A 16,269-nucleotide genomic window follows, 5' to 3' on the forward strand; every position below is an offset into this window, starting at 1 on the left:
GGGTGGATTCCGGGTCCTCGCCTACGGCGACCCCGGAATGACAGTGCAGTGGCTGATTACTCCTCCCCCGACCCCCGATGCGCTGCGACGCAGAGCCTGACGGCCTCGTCGAGTTCGAGGTCGCGGGGATCGCCGATGTTCACGGTCTCCTCCAGGCATTTGATGAAGTAATCGCGGTCGAGCCCTGGCGAGAGGCTCGAGAACGACTTGCCGAGCCGCGTGGCGAGGTCGATCCGCTCCTCGCTGGAGCCGCGACGATACGTGCTGAGCTTGTCCGTCACCGTCAGCCGCGCCTCGGCGATACCGGCCCCGGTAAAAATAAAGAATAAGATAAAAGTAATCTTTTTCGGCACGACCAGCCCCGTTTCCGTCCGCCTATGAAGTTTATCATAGACGATGACACCGAAAGGGACAGCGGCATTCAGGATTTCGCAATATTCCAACCCTCGTCGGATCCGAACAATAGGCCTTCTTCGTCATTGCCCCCGCAATGACGACGGAGGAGCCCTCAGCTCCGGTCCGCCTGCTCGATCGCAGCGCACATGGTCAGCGGGCCCTTGTCGGATTTCGAGTAGGAGCATGTGACGAGGACGCCCCCGGTAGGCACGTTGCTGTGGCGGCGGGTCTCGGCGTCGGAGCGGGCCTTGCGGGCCGCTTCCATGATCAGATCGGCGGCGACGCCGGTCACGGCGTGGCCAGCATTGCCGAAGAGGTCGAAGAAGGCGTCCGGCACCGCCTCGCCCTTGAACTGCGCGCCGACGGAGGACGGGTAGCTGCCGCCGCAGGAGAGGGAGAGCGTCATCTCCGTCCCGGCCTTGAAGCGCACGAAGTCGTCGATGCGCTCGCCGATCTCGGCCTTCGTCTCGGCCACCACCTTGTCGGCGAGATCGCCGCAGGAATCGGCCGAGGCCGGCGCCGGGCAGAGGGGGAGGGCGGCGAGCGCGACGACGAGCGGGAAGATCCGGGAGATGGTCATCCATCGAGTCTAGGGCGCATGGCCGGCGGGGGCGAGCGCGACGTGGCGCCGCCGGACGTCAGGCGACATCGCCGGAGCGCCTCGTCTTGAGCACCGACGTTCCGGGCAGAAGCCGGCGCTTCAGGCGCGCCACGGCCTCGCGCTGCAATTCGCTCGGGCTCGAATGCGCACCGGCGACCCTGTTCAACATGTCGACGAGGTGCCGCCGCTCGGACTCGGTCAGGGACTCCCGCAGAAGCGGCAGTAGCTCGTCCGCCACCAGGGAGAACGGACGCCGGGCCTGCGTGTAGTTTCATGCGCGCTCGAACATCGTCGAGATGGCCTCGACCTAGAGCGGATCCTCCATCAGTTCGAGAATCTGCGTCTTTTCGGCGGCGGTCACGGGGCTGCCGGTGTGCACGAGCTGGATCATCAGGATCGTCGCGGCGAGCCAGACGTCGCGCACCCGGCCGAGCTGCGTGCCGAAGATGTCGTGCAGCACGGACCTCGCCCGCCCCTGCAGGCCCTTGGTGTCCCGGTCGACCTCGCGCAGCGCGCGGACGATGCCGTGGACCCGCAGGACCCAGAACAGGATCCCTCCGAGAACGGCGACCAGGAGCAGGAGGGCTGGCATCGTTCGAGTCCCCGTTGCGACGGAATCGCATCGCGACGTCGTCGGGATCAACCATTGCCGTAAGCGCGAATCAAGAGCGTTGCAGTGCTCAGGCCGTAGGGGGCGATCCGAGTTCGATCAGCACGATCTCCGGCGGCACGCCGAAGCGGACGCCGACATTGCTGACCCCGAGGCCGCCGGAGATGACGAGGTGGCGCCTGCCCTCGACGATGTGGCCGTAGATGTAGCGGGGATCGTGGTAGCCGGCGACGAAGGGCGAATGCCCGAACACCCGGACCTGCCCGCCATGGGTGTGACCGGACAGCGTCAGTGCGAAGCGGTCCGGGATCGTCGGAAAGATCTCGGGCTCGTGCGCCATCAGAATCGCCGGGGCGTCGTCCGTGATCTTCGCCAGCGTCCCGGGGATATCGGCGAGGCTGCGCATGTCGCGCAGGGGCTTGAAGGGCTGCTGGTCGGCGAGGCCCGCGACCCAGAACGGCCTACCGTCCTTCACCAGCCGGACGGCATCGTTCTCCATCACCGGGATGCCGCGGGCCTCCAGCACCCGGCGTGCCTCGACCGGACCCCTGCGCGCGCCGAGCGCGTCCCGGTCTTCCCACCAATCGTGGTTGCCGAGAATGGCGTGAACGCCGAGCGGCGCGCGGAAACCTTCGACCACGCGGGCGAAGTCGGTGAGCGCGACGCGCTTCCAGCTCACCCGCCACCCGCCCGGATAGTCGCCGAGCAGCAGGATCAGGTCGGACGCGAGTGCATTCGTCGCCGCGACGATCTCCGCGACCCGGTCGAGGGGCATCCAGGGCTCGCAGACATGGACATCGGCGATCACTGCGATCCGCAGCGTCAGCCCCGGCGTCCAGTCCGGCAGCATCGGCGCATAGGACGTCACCGCCAGCCGGAAGCGCGGCTCGATGGCGAAGGCGTACGTGCCCGTCGAGCCGACGGCGAGGGCACCCGCGCCGAGCCCACCGAGCACCTGTCGACGGCTCGGCAGGATCAGCATGGCCAATCCCGCGCGCCGCCGGACGGGCTCAAATAAACGGCTCGTCCTCGTGGACGATCTGTGCCGATTGCCGGGCCGCGAGCTTGGTGCGGGCGGCCTGTGCGGCCAAGCTGTGAATATGGACGGCGGCGGCGAGCGCCGGCAGGGCTACGGGGCGAAAGCTCTCGCGACCCCGGCTGTCGTCCGTACCGCGCGAGCCCAGATAGGCGGCGTCCTGGCTCCGATTGGAGGCGTACATCGGTCTTGGGTCCTGTCCCGTGTTGTCCGGGCCGTTAACCGGCCTTCGCGTGCAGATGTCGCCAGTGATCGCGACGGGGGATGAGCATCATTGCAATTCGACACCGGCATCGTCGAGACCGGGAGAATACTATGCTGCGTCATGCGATGAACGTAACCTTAAGGTTTTTCCGAAGCCCGCCTTTTGAGCATGGCGTTCTTTCAGGCAAACGTGTTGCAGTGCGGAAATAGGGTCGGCCATCCGGCCTCGGACGCTTGCTGCAGCGGCGACGACCCGACCGCGATCGGCGCCGTTGCTTTCGGGTCGCCCGTGGCTATAGTCCGCGCGCTTTTCGACAGGCTGAAGCCCAACCCATCGCCCGGACACGCCGCGGCGCGGGTCGTCGCACCATCAGGAGTTTTCGTGCTGATTACCCCCGCCTTCGCGCAAGGAGCCGGCGCCGCCTCCAGCGGCAGCGAGATCGCCTTGCAGCTGGTGCCCTTCGCCCTGATCTTCGTGATCATGTACTTCCTGATCCTGCGGCCGCAGCAGCGGCGGCTGAAGGATCACCAGTCCATGGTGAAGAGCCTGCGCCGCGACGACACGATCGTGACCACGGGCGGCCTGGTCGGACGCGTCACCAAGGTGATCGACGAGGCCACCGAGGTGGAGGTCGAGATCGCCCCGAACGTCCGCGTGAAGATCGTGCGCAGCATGATCTCCGAGGTTCGGGTCAAGGGCGGCCCGGTCAAGGCGGCCTGAGGCGGTGCGGCGGGAGGCGGGTCCCGTACCCGCCATCCCTGACAAAAGAAGAAGAGCTGGAACCGGCGGATGCTGCGCTTTTCGAAGTCCAAGATCATTGGGACGCTCGCCGTCATCCTCGTCGGGCTCAGCCTCGCGATCCCGAGCTTCTTCTCCCCTGAGCAGCGCAAGGGCTTCATGGCCGCGCTGCCGAGCTTCGTCCCGCACTGGATCATCCCCCAGCGCGCGATCGTGCTCGGCCTCGACCTGCAGGGCGGCTCGCAGCTGCTGCTGGAGGTCGACCAGAACGAGCTGACCGGGTCGATGGTCAAGGGACTGCGCGACGACGTCCGCCGCGCGCTGCAGCAGGAGAACGTCAGGGCCGACGGCGGCATCCAGACCCTCAAGCGCGGCGTGCAGGTCCGCATCACGGACGCGGCCGGTCGGGCCAAGATCATGCCGAAACTGCGCGAGCTGTCGCAGCCGATCCAGAGCCTCGCCGCCGCCGGCACCCTCGACGTCGCCGAGCAGCCCGACGGCCAGATCACGCTGACCTACACCGATGCCGGCATCGTCGACCGCACCCGCCGCGCGGTGAGCCAGGGCATCGAGGTCATCCGCCGCCGCCTCGATTCCACTGGCACCCTCGAACCCTCGATCCAGCAGCAGGGCGCCGACCGCATCCTGGTGCAGGTGCCGGGCGAGCAGAACCCGGAGCGGCTCGAGAAGCTCCTCGGCTCGACCGCCAAGCTCGAATTCCGCATGCTGGCGGACAGCCCGTCCGGCGACGTCGACATGCTGCCCTCCAAGGACGAGAAGGGCGCCAAGGTGCCCGTCGAGCGCCGCGTCATGGCCGATGGCGGCGAGCTGACCGACGCGCAGCCTGCCTTCGACACGCAGACGCACGAGCCCATGGTGAGCTTCAAGTTCAACCTGCGCGGCGCCCAGCGCTTCGGTCAGGCGACCTCGGAGAACGTCGGCCGCCGCATGGCGATCGTTCTCGACAACGAGGTGGTCTCGGCCCCCGTGATCCGCACCGCGATCACCGGCGGCTCTGGCCAAATCACCGGCAACTTCACCGTCCAGCAGGCGAACGACCTTTCGGTGCTGCTGCGCGCCGGGGCGCTGCCCGCGAAATTCACGGTGGTCGAGCGGCGCGTCGTCGGCCCCGGCCTCGGCAAGGACTCGATCGAGGCGGGCAAGCTCGCCACCGGCGTCGCCGCCATCCTCGTCGTCTGCTTCATGTTCCTGACCTACGGCACCTTCGGCTTCTTCGCGAACATCGCGCTCGCCGTGCACGTCGGCCTGATCCTCGGGCTGATGTCCGTGCTGGAAGCGACGATGACGCTGCCCGGCATCGCCGGCATCGTGCTCACAATCGGCACCGCGGTCGATTCGAACGTGCTGATCTACGAGCGCATGCGCGAGGAGCAGAGGGCCGGGCGATCCCTGGTCTCGGCGCTTCAGGCCGGCTTCGACCGGGCCTTCGCGACCATCATCGACTCGAACTCAACCATGGCGATCGCCGCGCTGATCCTGTTCTTCATGGGCTCCGGTCCGGTGAAGGGGTTCGCGGTCGTGTTCATCCTCGGCATCCTCACCACCGTGATCACGGCCGTGACGCTGACCCGCATGATGATCGCGCTGTGGTACAAGTACGCGCGGCCCAAGGCTCTTCCGTTCTAGGCCGTCGAGTTTCTCCACGGGGCGGCACGCCGCCCCGACACGCACGTTGCACCGAGACAGACCATGCGCCTGCTCCGCCTCTGGCCCGATGAATCGCATTTCGACTTCATGCGCTTCCGCCGGCTGACCTTTCCGCTCTCGGCGGTGCTGTCGATCGCGACCGTTCTGCTGTTCCTCACGGTCGGCCTGAATTTCGGCATCGACTTTAAGGGCGGCACGCTGGTCGAGCTGCAGGCCAAGTCCGGCGAGGCGAACATCGCCGAGATCCGCCACACCGCCAACGGCTTCGGCTTCGGCGAGGCGGAAGTGCAGGAGCTGAGCGGGCAGGGCAACGTGCTGGTGCGCCTGCCGCTCCAGGCCGGCGAGCAAGGCCAGACCGCCGTGATGCAGAAGGCGCACGCCGCCTTCGACGCGGGCTACGATTTCCGCCGTACCGAGACCGTCGGCCCCCGCGTCTCGGGCGAGCTGGTGCAGTCGGGCACGATCGGCGTCGTCCTCTCGGTCGTGGCGGTGCTGCTCTACCTGTGGTTCCGCTTCGAGCGCGAACTGGCGCTCGGCGCCATCGTCGGCACCCTGCACGATATCGTGCTCACGGTGGGCATCTTCATCATCACCCGCATCGAGTTCAACATGACCTCGATCGCCGCGATCCTCACCATCGTCGGGTACTCGCTGAACGAGACCGTGGTGGTGTTCGACCGGACCCGGGAGCTGATGCGCCGCTACAAGACGATCCCGACCGTCGAGCTCCTGAACCTCTCGATCAACTCGACCATGTCGCGGACCGTGATGACCTCGATCTCGTCGTCTCTGGCGCTGCTGTCGCTGGTGCTGTTCGGCGGCGAGGCGATCCACGGCTTCGCCATCGTCATGCTGGCCGGTGTGGTGATCTGCACCTATTCCGCGATCTTCGTCTCGACGCCCTCGCTGATCTATATCGGCCTGATGCTCTCGGGCGCGAAGTCCGCGCAGCGCGACAGCGGCCTCGCGCAGGCCGCCGAGTAGGAGCGGCATGGACGGGCGCCTGCACGACACGATTCCATCGGGTTTCGTTCCCGGCCGCTACGGCATCGACGCCTACGGCAATGGCGGCTTTCGCTTTGCCGACATGTCGCATCGCGGCTCGGTGCTGATGCTGCCCTCGGGCATCCGGGCCTGGCACGCGGCGGATGCCGGCGGCATCGATCTCGCGGGGCTCCGCCCGGTGATCGCCGAGAGCGAGCGCATCGAATTGCTGCTGGTCGGTACCGGGCTCGACATCGTGCCGCTGCCCGAATCCCTGCGCCGGCGCCTCAAGGACAGCGGCATCGGCCTCGACGTGATGCAGACGGGGGCCGCAGCGCGGACCTACAACATCCTTCTGGGTGAGAACCGCAAGGTTGCCGCCGCGTTGATAGCGGTCGCATGACGAGGACCGCGTGACCAAGACCGAGACCAGCGTCGCGGCCCCCGACGAAGGTCTCGCCTTCGCCTTCCGCCATTGCGAGCAGCTGGTCCGCGAGGGCGACCCCGATCGCTACTTCGCCACCTTGTTTGCGCCGGTCGCCTTCCGGCCCCACCTCTTCGCCCTCGGTGCCTTCAGCCTCACCGTCGCCCGGGTGCGCGACGCCGCCTCCAATCCCATGGCCGGCGAGATCCGCCTGCAATGGTGGCGCGATGCGCTACAGGGGGAGGCGAGGGGGGACGTGAAGGCCAATCCCGTCGCGGCCGCCCTCGACGACGCCATCGTCAAGCGTCGGCTCGGCCGCCAGCCCTTCGTCGACCTGATCGATGCGCGGGTCTTCGACCTCTACGACGACCCGATGCCGCGGGTGAACGACCTCGAAGGCTATTGCGGCGAGACCGCCTCGTCGCTGATCCGCCTCGGCGGCCTCGTGCTCGCCGACGGCGCCGAACCGGGGGGCGCAGCCGCCGCGGGCCATGCCGGCGTCGCCTACGGCGTCACCGGCCTTCTGAGGGCGCTCCCCTGGCACGCGCGCAACGGGCAGGTCTACCTGCCGGCCGACCTGCTGCGCGAGAACGGAGTCACCCGCGAGGACATCGTCTCGGGCCGGGGCGGACCGGGGCTGGTGCGCGCCTGCGCCGAGCTCCGCAGGCTCGCCCGCCGCCATCTCAAGTCCTGCGAGGCGGCCCGCGCCACCATCGCGCCCGCCGCCCGCCCGGCCTTCCTGCCGGCCGCCCTCGTCGAGGGGTATCTCTCCGCCATGGAGCGATTGAGCTACGACCCGCTCAACACGACGATCGAGATGTCGCGCTGGCGGAGACTCTGGCGGTTGTGGCGGGCGGCGAAGAGAGGCTGACGACGGCTGTGTTCAGCCAATGCCGCGACGCACAGGCGCAACACCCTCTGAATACATCATTTACTATCGTTGAGCGGCTTCTCGCGCTCTGCTAGCGATACTCCTAGGCCGGCTACAAGACCGCGCCATCGGAGGAACACGACGCCATGCAAACCTGGAATCAGGTCTACGATCCCTTCGGGAATGCGTGGCTCTCGACGCTTGCCGCCTCGCTGCCTGTGATCGCGCTGCTCGGCATGATCGCCAGCGGCAGGGTCAAGGCGCATATCGCAGCCGTGCTCTCGCTGGTGCTGGCACTCGCCGTCGCGATCGTGCTGTTCGGCATGCCCACCGACCTCGCCTGGCGCGCCGCCGTGCTTGGCATGGTGACCGGCTTCTTCCCGATCGGATGGATCATCCTCAACGTGATCTTCCTCTACCGGCTGACGGTGGAGAAGGGCTGGTTCGGGGTCCTCCAGCAATCGGTGGCCGGCATCACGGCAGACCGACGCATCCAGCTGCTGCTCGTAGCCTTCGCCTTCGGCGCCTTCTTCGAAGGCGCCGGCGGCTTCGGCACGCCGGTGGCGGTGACGGGCGCGATCCTGATCGGCCTCGGCTTCTCGCCGCTCGCCGCCTCGGGCCTCTCGCTCATCGCCAACACGGCGCCCGTCGCCTACGGCGCGCTCGGCGCCCCGATCCAGGGCCTCGCCTCGGTCACCAACTACGACCCCTACGTGCTCGGCGCGATGATCGGCCGGCAGCTGCCGTTCTTCTCGCTGATCGTGCCGTTCTGGCTGATCTGGGTCTTTGCCGGCTTCCGCGGCATGATCAAGATCTGGCCACCGATCCTGGTCTGCGGCGCCTCCTTCGCCGCGGCGCAGTTCCTGATCTCGAACTACGTGAACCCCTGGATCGTCGATATCGGCGCCTCGCTCGTCTCGATGGCGGCGCTCGTGCTGTTCCTGAAGGTCTGGCAGCCCGCCGAGATCTGGACCTCCCCGGCCCTTCGCGGCAACGACCCGTCGCTCGGCTACGTCAACGGCGGCCGTCCCGTCGCCGTCGGTGCCGGCGTACCGGAGGAGTTTCCGCGCTCGGCCCCGATCCAGCGCACCGCGACCTCGAGCGAGATCGCCTGGAGCTGGGTGCCGTGGATCATCCTCTCCATCGTCGTCGCGATCTGGGGCACCGGCTGGTTCAAGGGCATCGTGAACCCGATCTTCACCTGGAAATACGAGGTGCCGGGCCTCCACAACATGATCATGAAGGTGCCCCCGGTCGAGGCGAAGCCGAAGGCCGAGGCCGCGATCTTCAACTTCACCTACATGTCCTATACCGGCACTGGCGTGCTGATCGCCGCGATCCTCTCCGGCTTCATCATGCGCTTCTCGCCGAAGCGCCTGGTCACCGCCTATGTCGAGACGATCTGGGTGCTGCGCTATTCGCTGATCACGATCGCGGCGATGCTCGCACTCGGCGTCCTCACCCGCTACGCCGGCGTGGATGCCACCTTGGGTCTCGCCTTTGCGGGCACGGGCATCCTCTACCCGTTCTTCGGCACGCTGCTCGGCTGGCTCGGCGTGGCGCTGACGGGGTCGGACACGGCCTCGAACGTGCTGTTCGGCGGCCTGCAGCGGATCACCTCGGAACAGCTCGGGCTCTCGGGCATCCTGATGGCCTCGGCGAACTCGTCGGGCGGCGTGATGGGCAAGATGATCGACGCCCAGTCGATCGTCGTCGCCTCGACCGCCACCGGCTATTTCGGCCAGGAGGGCAAGATCCTGCGCTTCGTGTTCTGGCACTCGATCGCGCTGGCCTGCCTCGTCGGCCTGCTGGTGATGCTCCAGGCCTACGTGCCGCCCTTCACGGAGATGGTGATCCACCCGCCTGCCGTCGCGCCGGCGGCGCACTGAGCCACCACTCTTTTCGAAAAGACGGGCCGCCCCGGATGATCCGGGGCGGCCTTTTCGTCTGCGCAGCAACGGGTCACGCGCGCCCGTCCCTTTCCCCGCGCTCCGGCGCCCCCATTTCGAGGCCATGGGCATTCTCTCTCGAATCAGGCGCGGCACCCGCTGGGAACGCCTCGCCCTGCCGACGATCGAAACCGATCGCCTGCGCATCGCGCCGCTGCAGGCGGACATGGCGGAAGAAGTCCGGCGCCTGACCGACGATCCCGCCGTGACCAGCGCGGTCGATTTTCTGCCCGAGCGCGTCGGGATCGAGGATGCCCGCGGGCTGATCCGCGCGGCCGGCACGGGCCGCGACGTCTTCCTCGGCCTGCACGAGCGCGAGGACCGCAGCCTCGTGGGTATCGTCGGCGCCCATCTGCGGGCGCTCGAGGCGATCGAGATCGGCTACTGGATCGGAGGCTCCGCGCGTGGCCGCGGCTACGGCGCGGAGGGCGTCGGCGCCATCGTCCGCGCGTTGGCGGAAGCCTATCCCCGCCGCGCGGTCGTGGCCGAGTGCCGGCCCGAAAACATCGCCTCCTGGAACATGCTGCACACGCTCGGCTTCCGACCCACCGGCGACGGCGGCCAGCGGCCGGGGCGGAAGCTGATGGTTTGGGATGTTCGGGATGCGCCTCCCGAGAAGTTGGCTCGATCGGGTACCGCCGTTTCCGGGGCAACAATTCGGGCTGACGGAACGCGAGCCCAGTAAACGCAGGATTTCGGCGGACTATTCGGCAGCCGCGCGCGGGGCCTCACCCGACATCCAAGCCGCCAGATCCGCCCGCGCCCGGTCCGTCAGCGCCCGCTTCTTCAGCGCCGCCTTCTCCGGTCCGCGGAGCCGCTTGCCGGTCTCGTTGCGCGGCATCCGCTCCAGCGGCGTGAACAGTCCGAAATTGACGTTCATCGGCTGGAACGAGCGTGGCTTGCCGGCCTCCTCTTCGGCCGCGAGGTGGCCGCCGGTGATGTGCGCGATGAGAGCGCCGAGCGCCGTGGTCTGCGGCAAGGGGGCGAGGGTGCGGCTCTCGCGTTCGGCGACGGCGTAGCGCCCGGCCATCAGCCCGATCGCGGCGCTCTCGACATAGCCCTCGCAGCCGGTGATCTGGCCCGCGAAGCGCAGGCGCGGCTCGGCCTTCAGGCGGAGCGTCGCATCCAGCAGGCGCGGGCTGTCGAGATAGGTGTTGCGGTGGAGACCGCCGAGGCGGGCGAACTCGGCATTCTCGAGGCCCGGAATCGTCCGGAAGACGCGGATCTGTTCGGCGTGCTTCAACTTCGTCTGGAAGCCGACCATGTTGAAGAGCGTGCCAAGCGCATTGTCCTGGCGCAGCTGGACGATGGCGCAGGCTTTGACCGTCGGATCGTGCGGGTTGGTCAGCCCCACCGGCTTCATGGGGCCGTGGCGCAGGGTCTCGGGGCCGCGCTCGGCCATGACCTCGATCGGCAGGCAGCCGTCGAAATAGGGAGTCGAGGCCTCCCACTCCTTGAAGCTCGTCTTCTCGCCGGCAATCAGCGCCTGGATGAAGGTATCGTACTGCTCCCGGTCCATCGGGCAGTTGAGGTAATCGGCGCCGGTGCCGCCGGGACCGGCCTTGTCGTAGCGCGACTGGAACCAGGCCTTGCCCATGTCGATCGAGTCGCGATGCACGATCGGCGCGATGGCATCGAAGAAGGCGAGCGATTCGGCGCCCGTGAGCCCCGCGATGGCCTCGGCCAGCGCCGGAGAGGTGAGGGGTCCTGTGGCGACGATGACCTGATCCCAATGGGCGGGAGGCAGGCCGTCGATCTCCTCGCGAGCGATGGTGACGTTCGGATGCGCTTCGAGGGCAGCGGTGACGGCGGCGGCGAAGCCGTCGCGGTCGACGGCGAGCGCCCCACCGGCCGGCACCTGATGCGCGTCGCCCGCCCGCAGGATCAGCGAGCCGAGGCTGCGCATCTCCTGGTGCAGCAGGCCGACGGCGTTGCCGTTGGCGTCGTCCGAGCGGAACGAGTTCGAGCAGACGAGCTCGGCCAGATCCTGCGAATGATGCGCGTCGGTGCCGCGAACCGGCCGCATCTCGTGCAGGACGACGCCGTGTCCGGCCTCCGCGACCTGCCACGCCGCCTCCGAGCCTGCGAGGCCGCCGCCGATGATGTGGATGGGTTTCGATCCGGTCATGCGCCGGAATAGCGGATCGAGCACCGAGGGATCAACGCTTCGGACATGCCAGTGTAAGAGGACATGCCGGCGGAGGATGCAGGGGCGTCAGTGCAGCTTGGGCCGCACCAGATAGCGCTCGCGGTCGCCCGACATCACCGACACCGCGACGTCCCTCCCGTCGCGGCGCACGCCCAAGGGCACACGAGCGCCGGCCTCGCCGAGCGCCCAGACCTGCCGCAGGAAGCCGGCGAGATCGGCGACGGGCTCGCCGGCCACCGCCGAGAGGATGTCGCCGGGGCGCAGATCCGCGGCCTGTGCCGGCCCGTCGTCGGCCAGCCCCATGACCACCACGCCGTCCTCGGTCTCGGTGGCGTAGAGGCCGAGCCAAGGCCGTGGCGGGCTGCTGGTCCGGCCCTGCAGGCGCAGTTCGTCGAGGATCGGCGGCAGCAGGTCGATCGGTACGACCATGTTGATCGCCTGAGCCCGGCCGGAGCCGCCCTGCTGAAGCTGCAGCGATCCGATTCCCAGAAGATCGCCCTCCGGACCGATCAGGGCCGTGCCGCCCCAATGCGGATGGGCCGGCGCGGTGAACAGCGCCTCGTCCAGCAGGTATTCCCAATAGCCCGCGAATTCCTGTCGCGCGACGAGTTCGACCGCGACGCTGTGCCCGCGCCCGCCCGCGCCGGCGACGATCGCCTTGTCGCCGACCTTCAGCGCAGCGGAGCGGCCGATCGTCAGGGCGGGCAGGTCGAGCCGGCCCAGCGCCTGGACCAGCCCGAACCCGGTGGCCGCGTCGTAGCCGACGACATGGGCCGGCAGGGAGCGCCCGTCATGGGTGGTGAGCCAGACCGAATCCGCCTCGGTGATCAGGTAGCCGACGGTGAGCACCAGCCCATCCTCGCCGATCACCACGCCGTTGCCCGCCCGCTCGGTGCCGAGCGTCTCGGCGGTGAAGGCGTCGGACGGGATGCGGCTCGACAGGGAGACGACGGCGGCGAGCGCCCGGTCGAGGTCGTAGCTGTAGTCGGCGGGCTTGGGCTGCACGGAGGCGGGAATCCTGGAAGCGCCGTGGACGGCCATGATGCGGAGACCTGGGCCTCCCTCCGGTGAGGTCGGCCGATAGCCGGAGAAATAGGGGCGGGACACCCGTTCCGACACCCACGGCGTCGTGATCGGATCGCCGGACCGTCCCGACCCGTTCGCATCGTCGGCCCGTGGCGTGCTGCCGCGGTCTCGGGTAAAGCTGTCCCCAACGTTCCGCTCAGCGAACGGCAGGGCAGGGTCCGGCACACGTGATGTCACGCGACGAACAGGTGGCGCGCCTTGCGTGACGATCCGACATTGGTACGGCTCCTGCGCGACATCGCGGCGGGGGACCAATCGGCGCTCCGTTCGCTGTATGACCTGACCTCCCCGAAACTATTCGGCATCGTCCTCCGTATCCAGCGCGACAGGAGCTTGGCCGAGGATGTGCTTCAGGACGTGTATCTGAAGGTCTGGCAGGCGGCGGGTTCCTACAATCCGGAGAACGGGCGGCCGTTGCCGTGGCTCTGCACCATCGCGCGCAACCGCGCGATCGACGGGGTCCGGCGCAAGAGCGAGGTTCAGGGTCCCGTGCACGAGGACGGCGAGGATTGGTTGGAGCGGCTGGCCGACCCTCGCTCGGGCGAGGGCGCTCTGCTCGACCGCGACGCACTCAAGGTCTGCCTCGGCCGCCTCGACGCGGTGCAGGCCGAATGCGTGATGCTGGCCTATTGCGAAGGCTGGTCCCGCGAGGAGCTGGCCCGCCGCCACGACAAGCCGGTGAACACCATCAAGACCTGGCTGCACCGGACGCTCGCCTCCCTCAAGGGCTGCCTGGAGGGCGCACGATGAGTGCCGGCCCCTTCGACGCCGACCGCGACTTCCGCGCCGCCGAATACGTGCTCGGCACCTTGCCCGCCGACGAGCGTGCAGCAGTGGAGGCCGAGATCCTCAGGGATCCGGTGACCGAGGCCTGCATGCGCGATTGGGAGCGGCGGTTGGCGCCGCTGAGCCTCGCCGTGCCGGACGAGAACCCGCCACCGCGCCTCTGGGGCGCGATCGTCCAGGCGCTGCCGGGGCCGTCGGCTGTCAGCATTCCCGCCAACGACAACCACATCGCGGCGCTCGCGGGCCAGGTAAGGCGCTGGCGCCTAGCGTCGGTGGGCGCCGGGCTGATCGCCGCCGGGCTCGCGCTGTTCGTGGCCGTCGGGCCGCGCGTGCCGACGCCCGATGCCGCCGGCCGCTACGTCGCGGTCGTCACCAGCGCCGGCGATCTGCCGGCCTTGATCGTCAGCGTCGACACGCGCACCGGTACCGCCCAGGTGCGTCCGGTCGCGGCCAAGGCGCCGGACGGGCGCAGCCTCGAACTCTGGTACATCGGCGCGGACAAGACCCCGAAGACGCTCGGCCTCGTCGGCTCGGGCGCGAGCCGGATCGCCCTGCCGGCCGGCGCCGCCGGCGGCGATGGCCTCATCGCCGTGTCGGTCGAACCGCAGGGCGGTTCCCCCACCGGGCAGCCCACGGGACAAGTGGTCTATACGGGCAAGCTGATCCGGGATTGAGGCCTCAACCTCACCAAGGACCGGACGCATTCTGCCCGCTCCCCCCTTTCTGCTCCTGCCGATTGATTGCCACGTTGGCGCGCGTCCCCCTCACCCCGCATCCGGGGAGAGGGAGCGGCACTGGAATAGGCTCATCCGACGCGGCTCCTTCGGCTACCGCCTCGCTTCGGCGACGATGAGGTCGCGAAGCCCTGTCCTCGCGCGCGAGGTGAGGGCTTCGCGCCATCCGACTCCTCCCAAAAGAAAACCCCGGCTCTCGCGAGCCGGGGCTTCGTTTCGACGGGCGCGACCCCGAAGAAATCAGGGCTGCAGCACGCCGTTGATGACGTGGATGACGCCGTTCGACTGCATCACGTTGGCGATGGTGACGGTGGCGGTGTTGCCCTTGGCGTCGGTCACGAAGACCTTCTTGCCCTTGGTCTGCACGGTGAGCGGCTCGCCCTGCACGGTCTTGATCGTGCCCTGTCCGCCGCCTTCCCTGGCCACGGCCGCCAGATCCTTGGCGGTCAGGGTGCCGGGAACGACGTGGTAGGTCAGGATCGCGGTCAGGGTCGCTTTGTTCTCGGGCTTGACCAGGGTCTCGACGGTGCCAGCCGGCAGCTTCGCGAAGGCGGCGTTGGTCGGTGCGAACACCGTGAACGGGCCGGGACCGGACAGCGTGTCGACGAGGCCGGCGGCCTTCACGGCGGCGACCAGCGTGGTGTGGTCCTTCGAGTTCACCGCGTTCTCGACGATGGTCTTCGAAGCGTACATCGGCGCGCCGCCGACCATTGGGTTCTTGGCGAACGCTGCGGCCGGCATGGCTGCGCCGATGGCGAGAGCGAGGGCGAGTGCGGCGAAACGCTGGGGTGCACGGATCATGATAGTAGTCCTCCTGTTCGACGCCCGGTGGTCCGGGGTTCGAGTGCCGATACGGGGAGGTGCGCCGCTAAGTTTCGCGCGATCCGATCGTTCCTGAGAGACCGGGATGCGTCAGACCGCCGCGCCCGAACGAAAAAACCGTCCGACCCCGAGGGATCGGACGGCGTGTCCTCGTGACCGAGGCGGGGCGCCGCAGAGGCGCCCCGGTTCGGATCAGTACTTGCGGACGATCGGAGCCGGAGCCGGAGCCGGAGCCGGGCTGTACAGCGGAACGATGATGCGGAACCAGCCTTCCGTGTTCTCGATGTCGCGGCTGCGGCCGGTGGCATCGACGAAGCGGGCCTGGGTCACGACGTCGCGAGCGACATAGGCCTGGGCGGTGAAGAGGCCGAAGTCGTAGCCGACGAGACCACCGAGGGCGAAGCGGCCCTGGCGACCGACGATGTTGGCGTTGCTGCCGACGTTGACCGTGCCGTAACCGATGGCACCGAACTCGAACTTCGCCTTGCCCTCGTTGAACAGGTCGAACTTCTTCGTCGCGGTCAGGTCGAGGTTCAGCGAGTCCGAGATCACGAACGGACCGCGGGTGCCGAAGGTGTTGTTGCCGTCGAACCGGCCGGGCGAGTCGTAGAAGTTGCCGGTCAGGTTGGCGGTGATGTTCCAGTTGTCGCCGGTGTACGAGGCGGCGATGCCGGCGCGGTAGGTGTTGGAGGCGAGCTGGGTCAGGACCGGAGCGCCGACGAATGCGCCGTTGTTCTGGACGAGGACGCCGCGGTCGCCGTTCAGGTCGTTGAGGTAGACACCGCCGAGGACCGACACGCCGAAGTTGCCGCCGAGATCGAAGGCCCAGATGCCGCCGACGAAGGTACCGACGTTGATCGAGAGATCCTTGATGCCGGTCGGGCCGCTGCTACGACCGAAAGCGAACACGGTCGGGGGAGCGACGAGGAGCTCGATACGACCACCGAGCGGAACCCACGGCGTGGCCCAGACGAGAACCGGGATGTTCACGGCGACGTCGACCGGGCTGACGACCGTCGGAGCGTCGGGCGAACGGTAGACGAAGGTGTTCAGGGCGTAGACGCCCTCGGGGAGCGGCGCACCGGTGGCGAGGCCGACCTGCTCGCCGGGAACGGTGGTGGTCTGGGCCTGAGCGGCCGTGGCAGTCATTCCGGCGGTGAGCGCGAAGGCTCCCGCAGCAAGCCAGTTCTTCATCATTTTCTCATTCCTT

At 68.3% G+C, this 16,269-nt stretch carries 19 protein-coding genes; 9 read left to right on the top strand and 10 right to left on the bottom strand.

From position 1 onward, the window contains the following. Nucleotides 1-56: 56 nt before the first annotated feature. From MHA02_RS22555 to MHA02_RS02260, 6 genes are all read right to left on the bottom strand, one after another. Complete coding sequence (locus MHA02_RS22555; protein WP_244612393.1) at nucleotides 57-443, bottom strand: hypothetical protein; 387 nt, start codon at nucleotides 441-443, stop codon at nucleotides 57-59. 65 nt (nucleotides 444-508) lie between these two features. Continuing rightward, a complete protein-coding gene (locus MHA02_RS02245) occupies nucleotides 509-976 on the bottom strand; it encodes an ABC transporter ATPase (protein ID WP_147076350.1) in 468 nt (155 codons plus the stop codon). 58 nt (nucleotides 977-1,034) lie between these two features. Continuing rightward, complete coding sequence (locus MHA02_RS22560; protein ID WP_238180460.1) at nucleotides 1,035-1,235, bottom strand: hypothetical protein; 201 nt, start codon at nucleotides 1,233-1,235, stop codon at nucleotides 1,035-1,037. A gap of 69 nt (nucleotides 1,236-1,304) precedes the next feature. Next, the gene (locus MHA02_RS22565; protein ID WP_238180461.1) at nucleotides 1,305-1,589 is read right to left on the bottom strand and encodes a hypothetical protein; all 285 of its coding nucleotides are present in this window, start codon (nucleotides 1,587-1,589) and stop codon (nucleotides 1,305-1,307) included. An 88-nt stretch (nucleotides 1,590-1,677) separates the two neighbouring features. Next, entirely contained in the window at nucleotides 1,678-2,589 is a 912-nt protein-coding gene (locus MHA02_RS02255; RefSeq protein WP_147076351.1) for a metallophosphoesterase, read from the bottom strand. 28 nt (nucleotides 2,590-2,617) lie between these two features. Then, complete coding sequence (locus MHA02_RS02260; protein ID WP_147076352.1) at nucleotides 2,618-2,827, bottom strand: hypothetical protein; 210 nt, start codon at nucleotides 2,825-2,827, stop codon at nucleotides 2,618-2,620. Between the two features lie 405 nt (nucleotides 2,828-3,232). Here MHA02_RS02260 and yajC point away from each other — a divergent pair, with 405 nt between their 5' ends. The 7 genes from yajC (at nucleotide 3,233) to MHA02_RS02295 (ending at nucleotide 10,167) form a co-directional block, all read left to right on the top strand. Continuing rightward, nucleotides 3,233-3,568: a preprotein translocase subunit YajC gene (gene yajC / locus MHA02_RS02265; RefSeq protein ID WP_147076573.1), complete on the top strand. Its 336-nt coding sequence runs from the start codon at nucleotides 3,233-3,235 to the stop codon at nucleotides 3,566-3,568. A gap of 69 nt (nucleotides 3,569-3,637) precedes the next feature. Continuing rightward, a complete protein-coding gene (gene secD / locus MHA02_RS02270; RefSeq protein WP_147076353.1) occupies nucleotides 3,638-5,233 on the top strand; it encodes a protein translocase subunit SecD in 1,596 nt (531 codons plus the stop codon). A 63-nt stretch (nucleotides 5,234-5,296) separates the two neighbouring features. Next, complete coding sequence (secF, locus tag MHA02_RS02275; protein ID WP_147076354.1) at nucleotides 5,297-6,238, top strand: protein translocase subunit SecF; 942 nt, start codon at nucleotides 5,297-5,299, stop codon at nucleotides 6,236-6,238. Between the two features lie 7 nt (nucleotides 6,239-6,245). After that, nucleotides 6,246-6,641 carry an Mth938-like domain-containing protein gene (locus MHA02_RS02280; RefSeq protein ID WP_147076355.1) on the top strand — a complete coding sequence of 132 codons (396 nt, stop codon included), beginning with the start codon at nucleotides 6,246-6,248 and terminating at the stop codon, nucleotides 6,639-6,641. A 10-nt stretch (nucleotides 6,642-6,651) separates the two neighbouring features. Further along, complete coding sequence (locus MHA02_RS02285; protein WP_147076356.1) at nucleotides 6,652-7,533, top strand: phytoene/squalene synthase family protein; 882 nt, start codon at nucleotides 6,652-6,654, stop codon at nucleotides 7,531-7,533. A 146-nt stretch (nucleotides 7,534-7,679) separates the two neighbouring features. Then, a complete protein-coding gene (locus MHA02_RS02290; RefSeq protein WP_147076357.1) occupies nucleotides 7,680-9,422 on the top strand; it encodes an L-lactate permease in 1,743 nt (580 codons plus the stop codon). A gap of 124 nt (nucleotides 9,423-9,546) precedes the next feature. Further along, nucleotides 9,547-10,167, top strand: a complete 621-nt coding sequence (locus tag MHA02_RS02295; protein WP_147076358.1) for a GNAT family N-acetyltransferase — start codon at nucleotides 9,547-9,549, stop codon at nucleotides 10,165-10,167. A gap of 18 nt (nucleotides 10,168-10,185) precedes the next feature. On the opposite strand, the gene trmFO is transcribed toward MHA02_RS02295, so the two are convergent. Both trmFO and MHA02_RS02305 read right to left on the bottom strand, forming a co-directional pair. Further along, nucleotides 10,186-11,610: a methylenetetrahydrofolate--tRNA-(uracil(54)-C(5))-methyltransferase (FADH(2)-oxidizing) TrmFO gene (trmFO, locus tag MHA02_RS02300; RefSeq protein WP_147076359.1), complete on the bottom strand. Its 1,425-nt coding sequence runs from the start codon at nucleotides 11,608-11,610 to the stop codon at nucleotides 10,186-10,188. Between the two features lie 87 nt (nucleotides 11,611-11,697). Further along, on the bottom strand, nucleotides 11,698-12,672 hold the full coding sequence (locus MHA02_RS02305) for a S1C family serine protease (RefSeq protein ID WP_147076574.1): 975 nt from the start codon (nucleotides 12,670-12,672) through the stop codon (nucleotides 11,698-11,700). A 243-nt stretch (nucleotides 12,673-12,915) separates the two neighbouring features. Here MHA02_RS02305 and MHA02_RS02310 point away from each other — a divergent pair, with 243 nt between their 5' ends. Together MHA02_RS02310 and MHA02_RS02315 are read left to right on the top strand one after the other, a co-directional pair. Then, nucleotides 12,916-13,467 (top strand): sigma-70 family RNA polymerase sigma factor, encoded by a 552-nt coding sequence (locus MHA02_RS02310; protein ID WP_147076360.1) that lies wholly within the window; start codon nucleotides 12,916-12,918, stop codon nucleotides 13,465-13,467. Next, nucleotides 13,464-14,177, top strand: coding sequence for an anti-sigma factor (locus MHA02_RS02315; RefSeq protein ID WP_147076361.1), 714 nt, complete (start codon nucleotides 13,464-13,466; stop codon nucleotides 14,175-14,177). The genes MHA02_RS02310 and MHA02_RS02315 overlap by 4 nt, the downstream gene beginning before the upstream one ends. 300 nt (nucleotides 14,178-14,477) lie before the next feature. On the opposite strand, the gene MHA02_RS02320 is transcribed toward MHA02_RS02315, so the two are convergent. Beyond that, entirely contained in the window at nucleotides 14,478-15,038 is a 561-nt protein-coding gene (locus MHA02_RS02320) for a fasciclin domain-containing protein (protein ID WP_147076362.1), read from the bottom strand. Nucleotides 15,039-15,251: 213 nt separating this feature from the next. Beyond that, entirely contained in the window at nucleotides 15,252-16,256 is a 1,005-nt protein-coding gene (locus MHA02_RS02325; protein ID WP_147076363.1) for a transporter, read from the bottom strand. Nucleotides 16,257-16,269: the final 13 nt, after the last annotated feature.

Source organism: Methylobacterium haplocladii (assembly GCF_007992175.1).
GTDB classification, from domain to species: domain Bacteria; phylum Pseudomonadota; class Alphaproteobacteria; order Rhizobiales; family Beijerinckiaceae; genus Methylobacterium; species Methylobacterium haplocladii.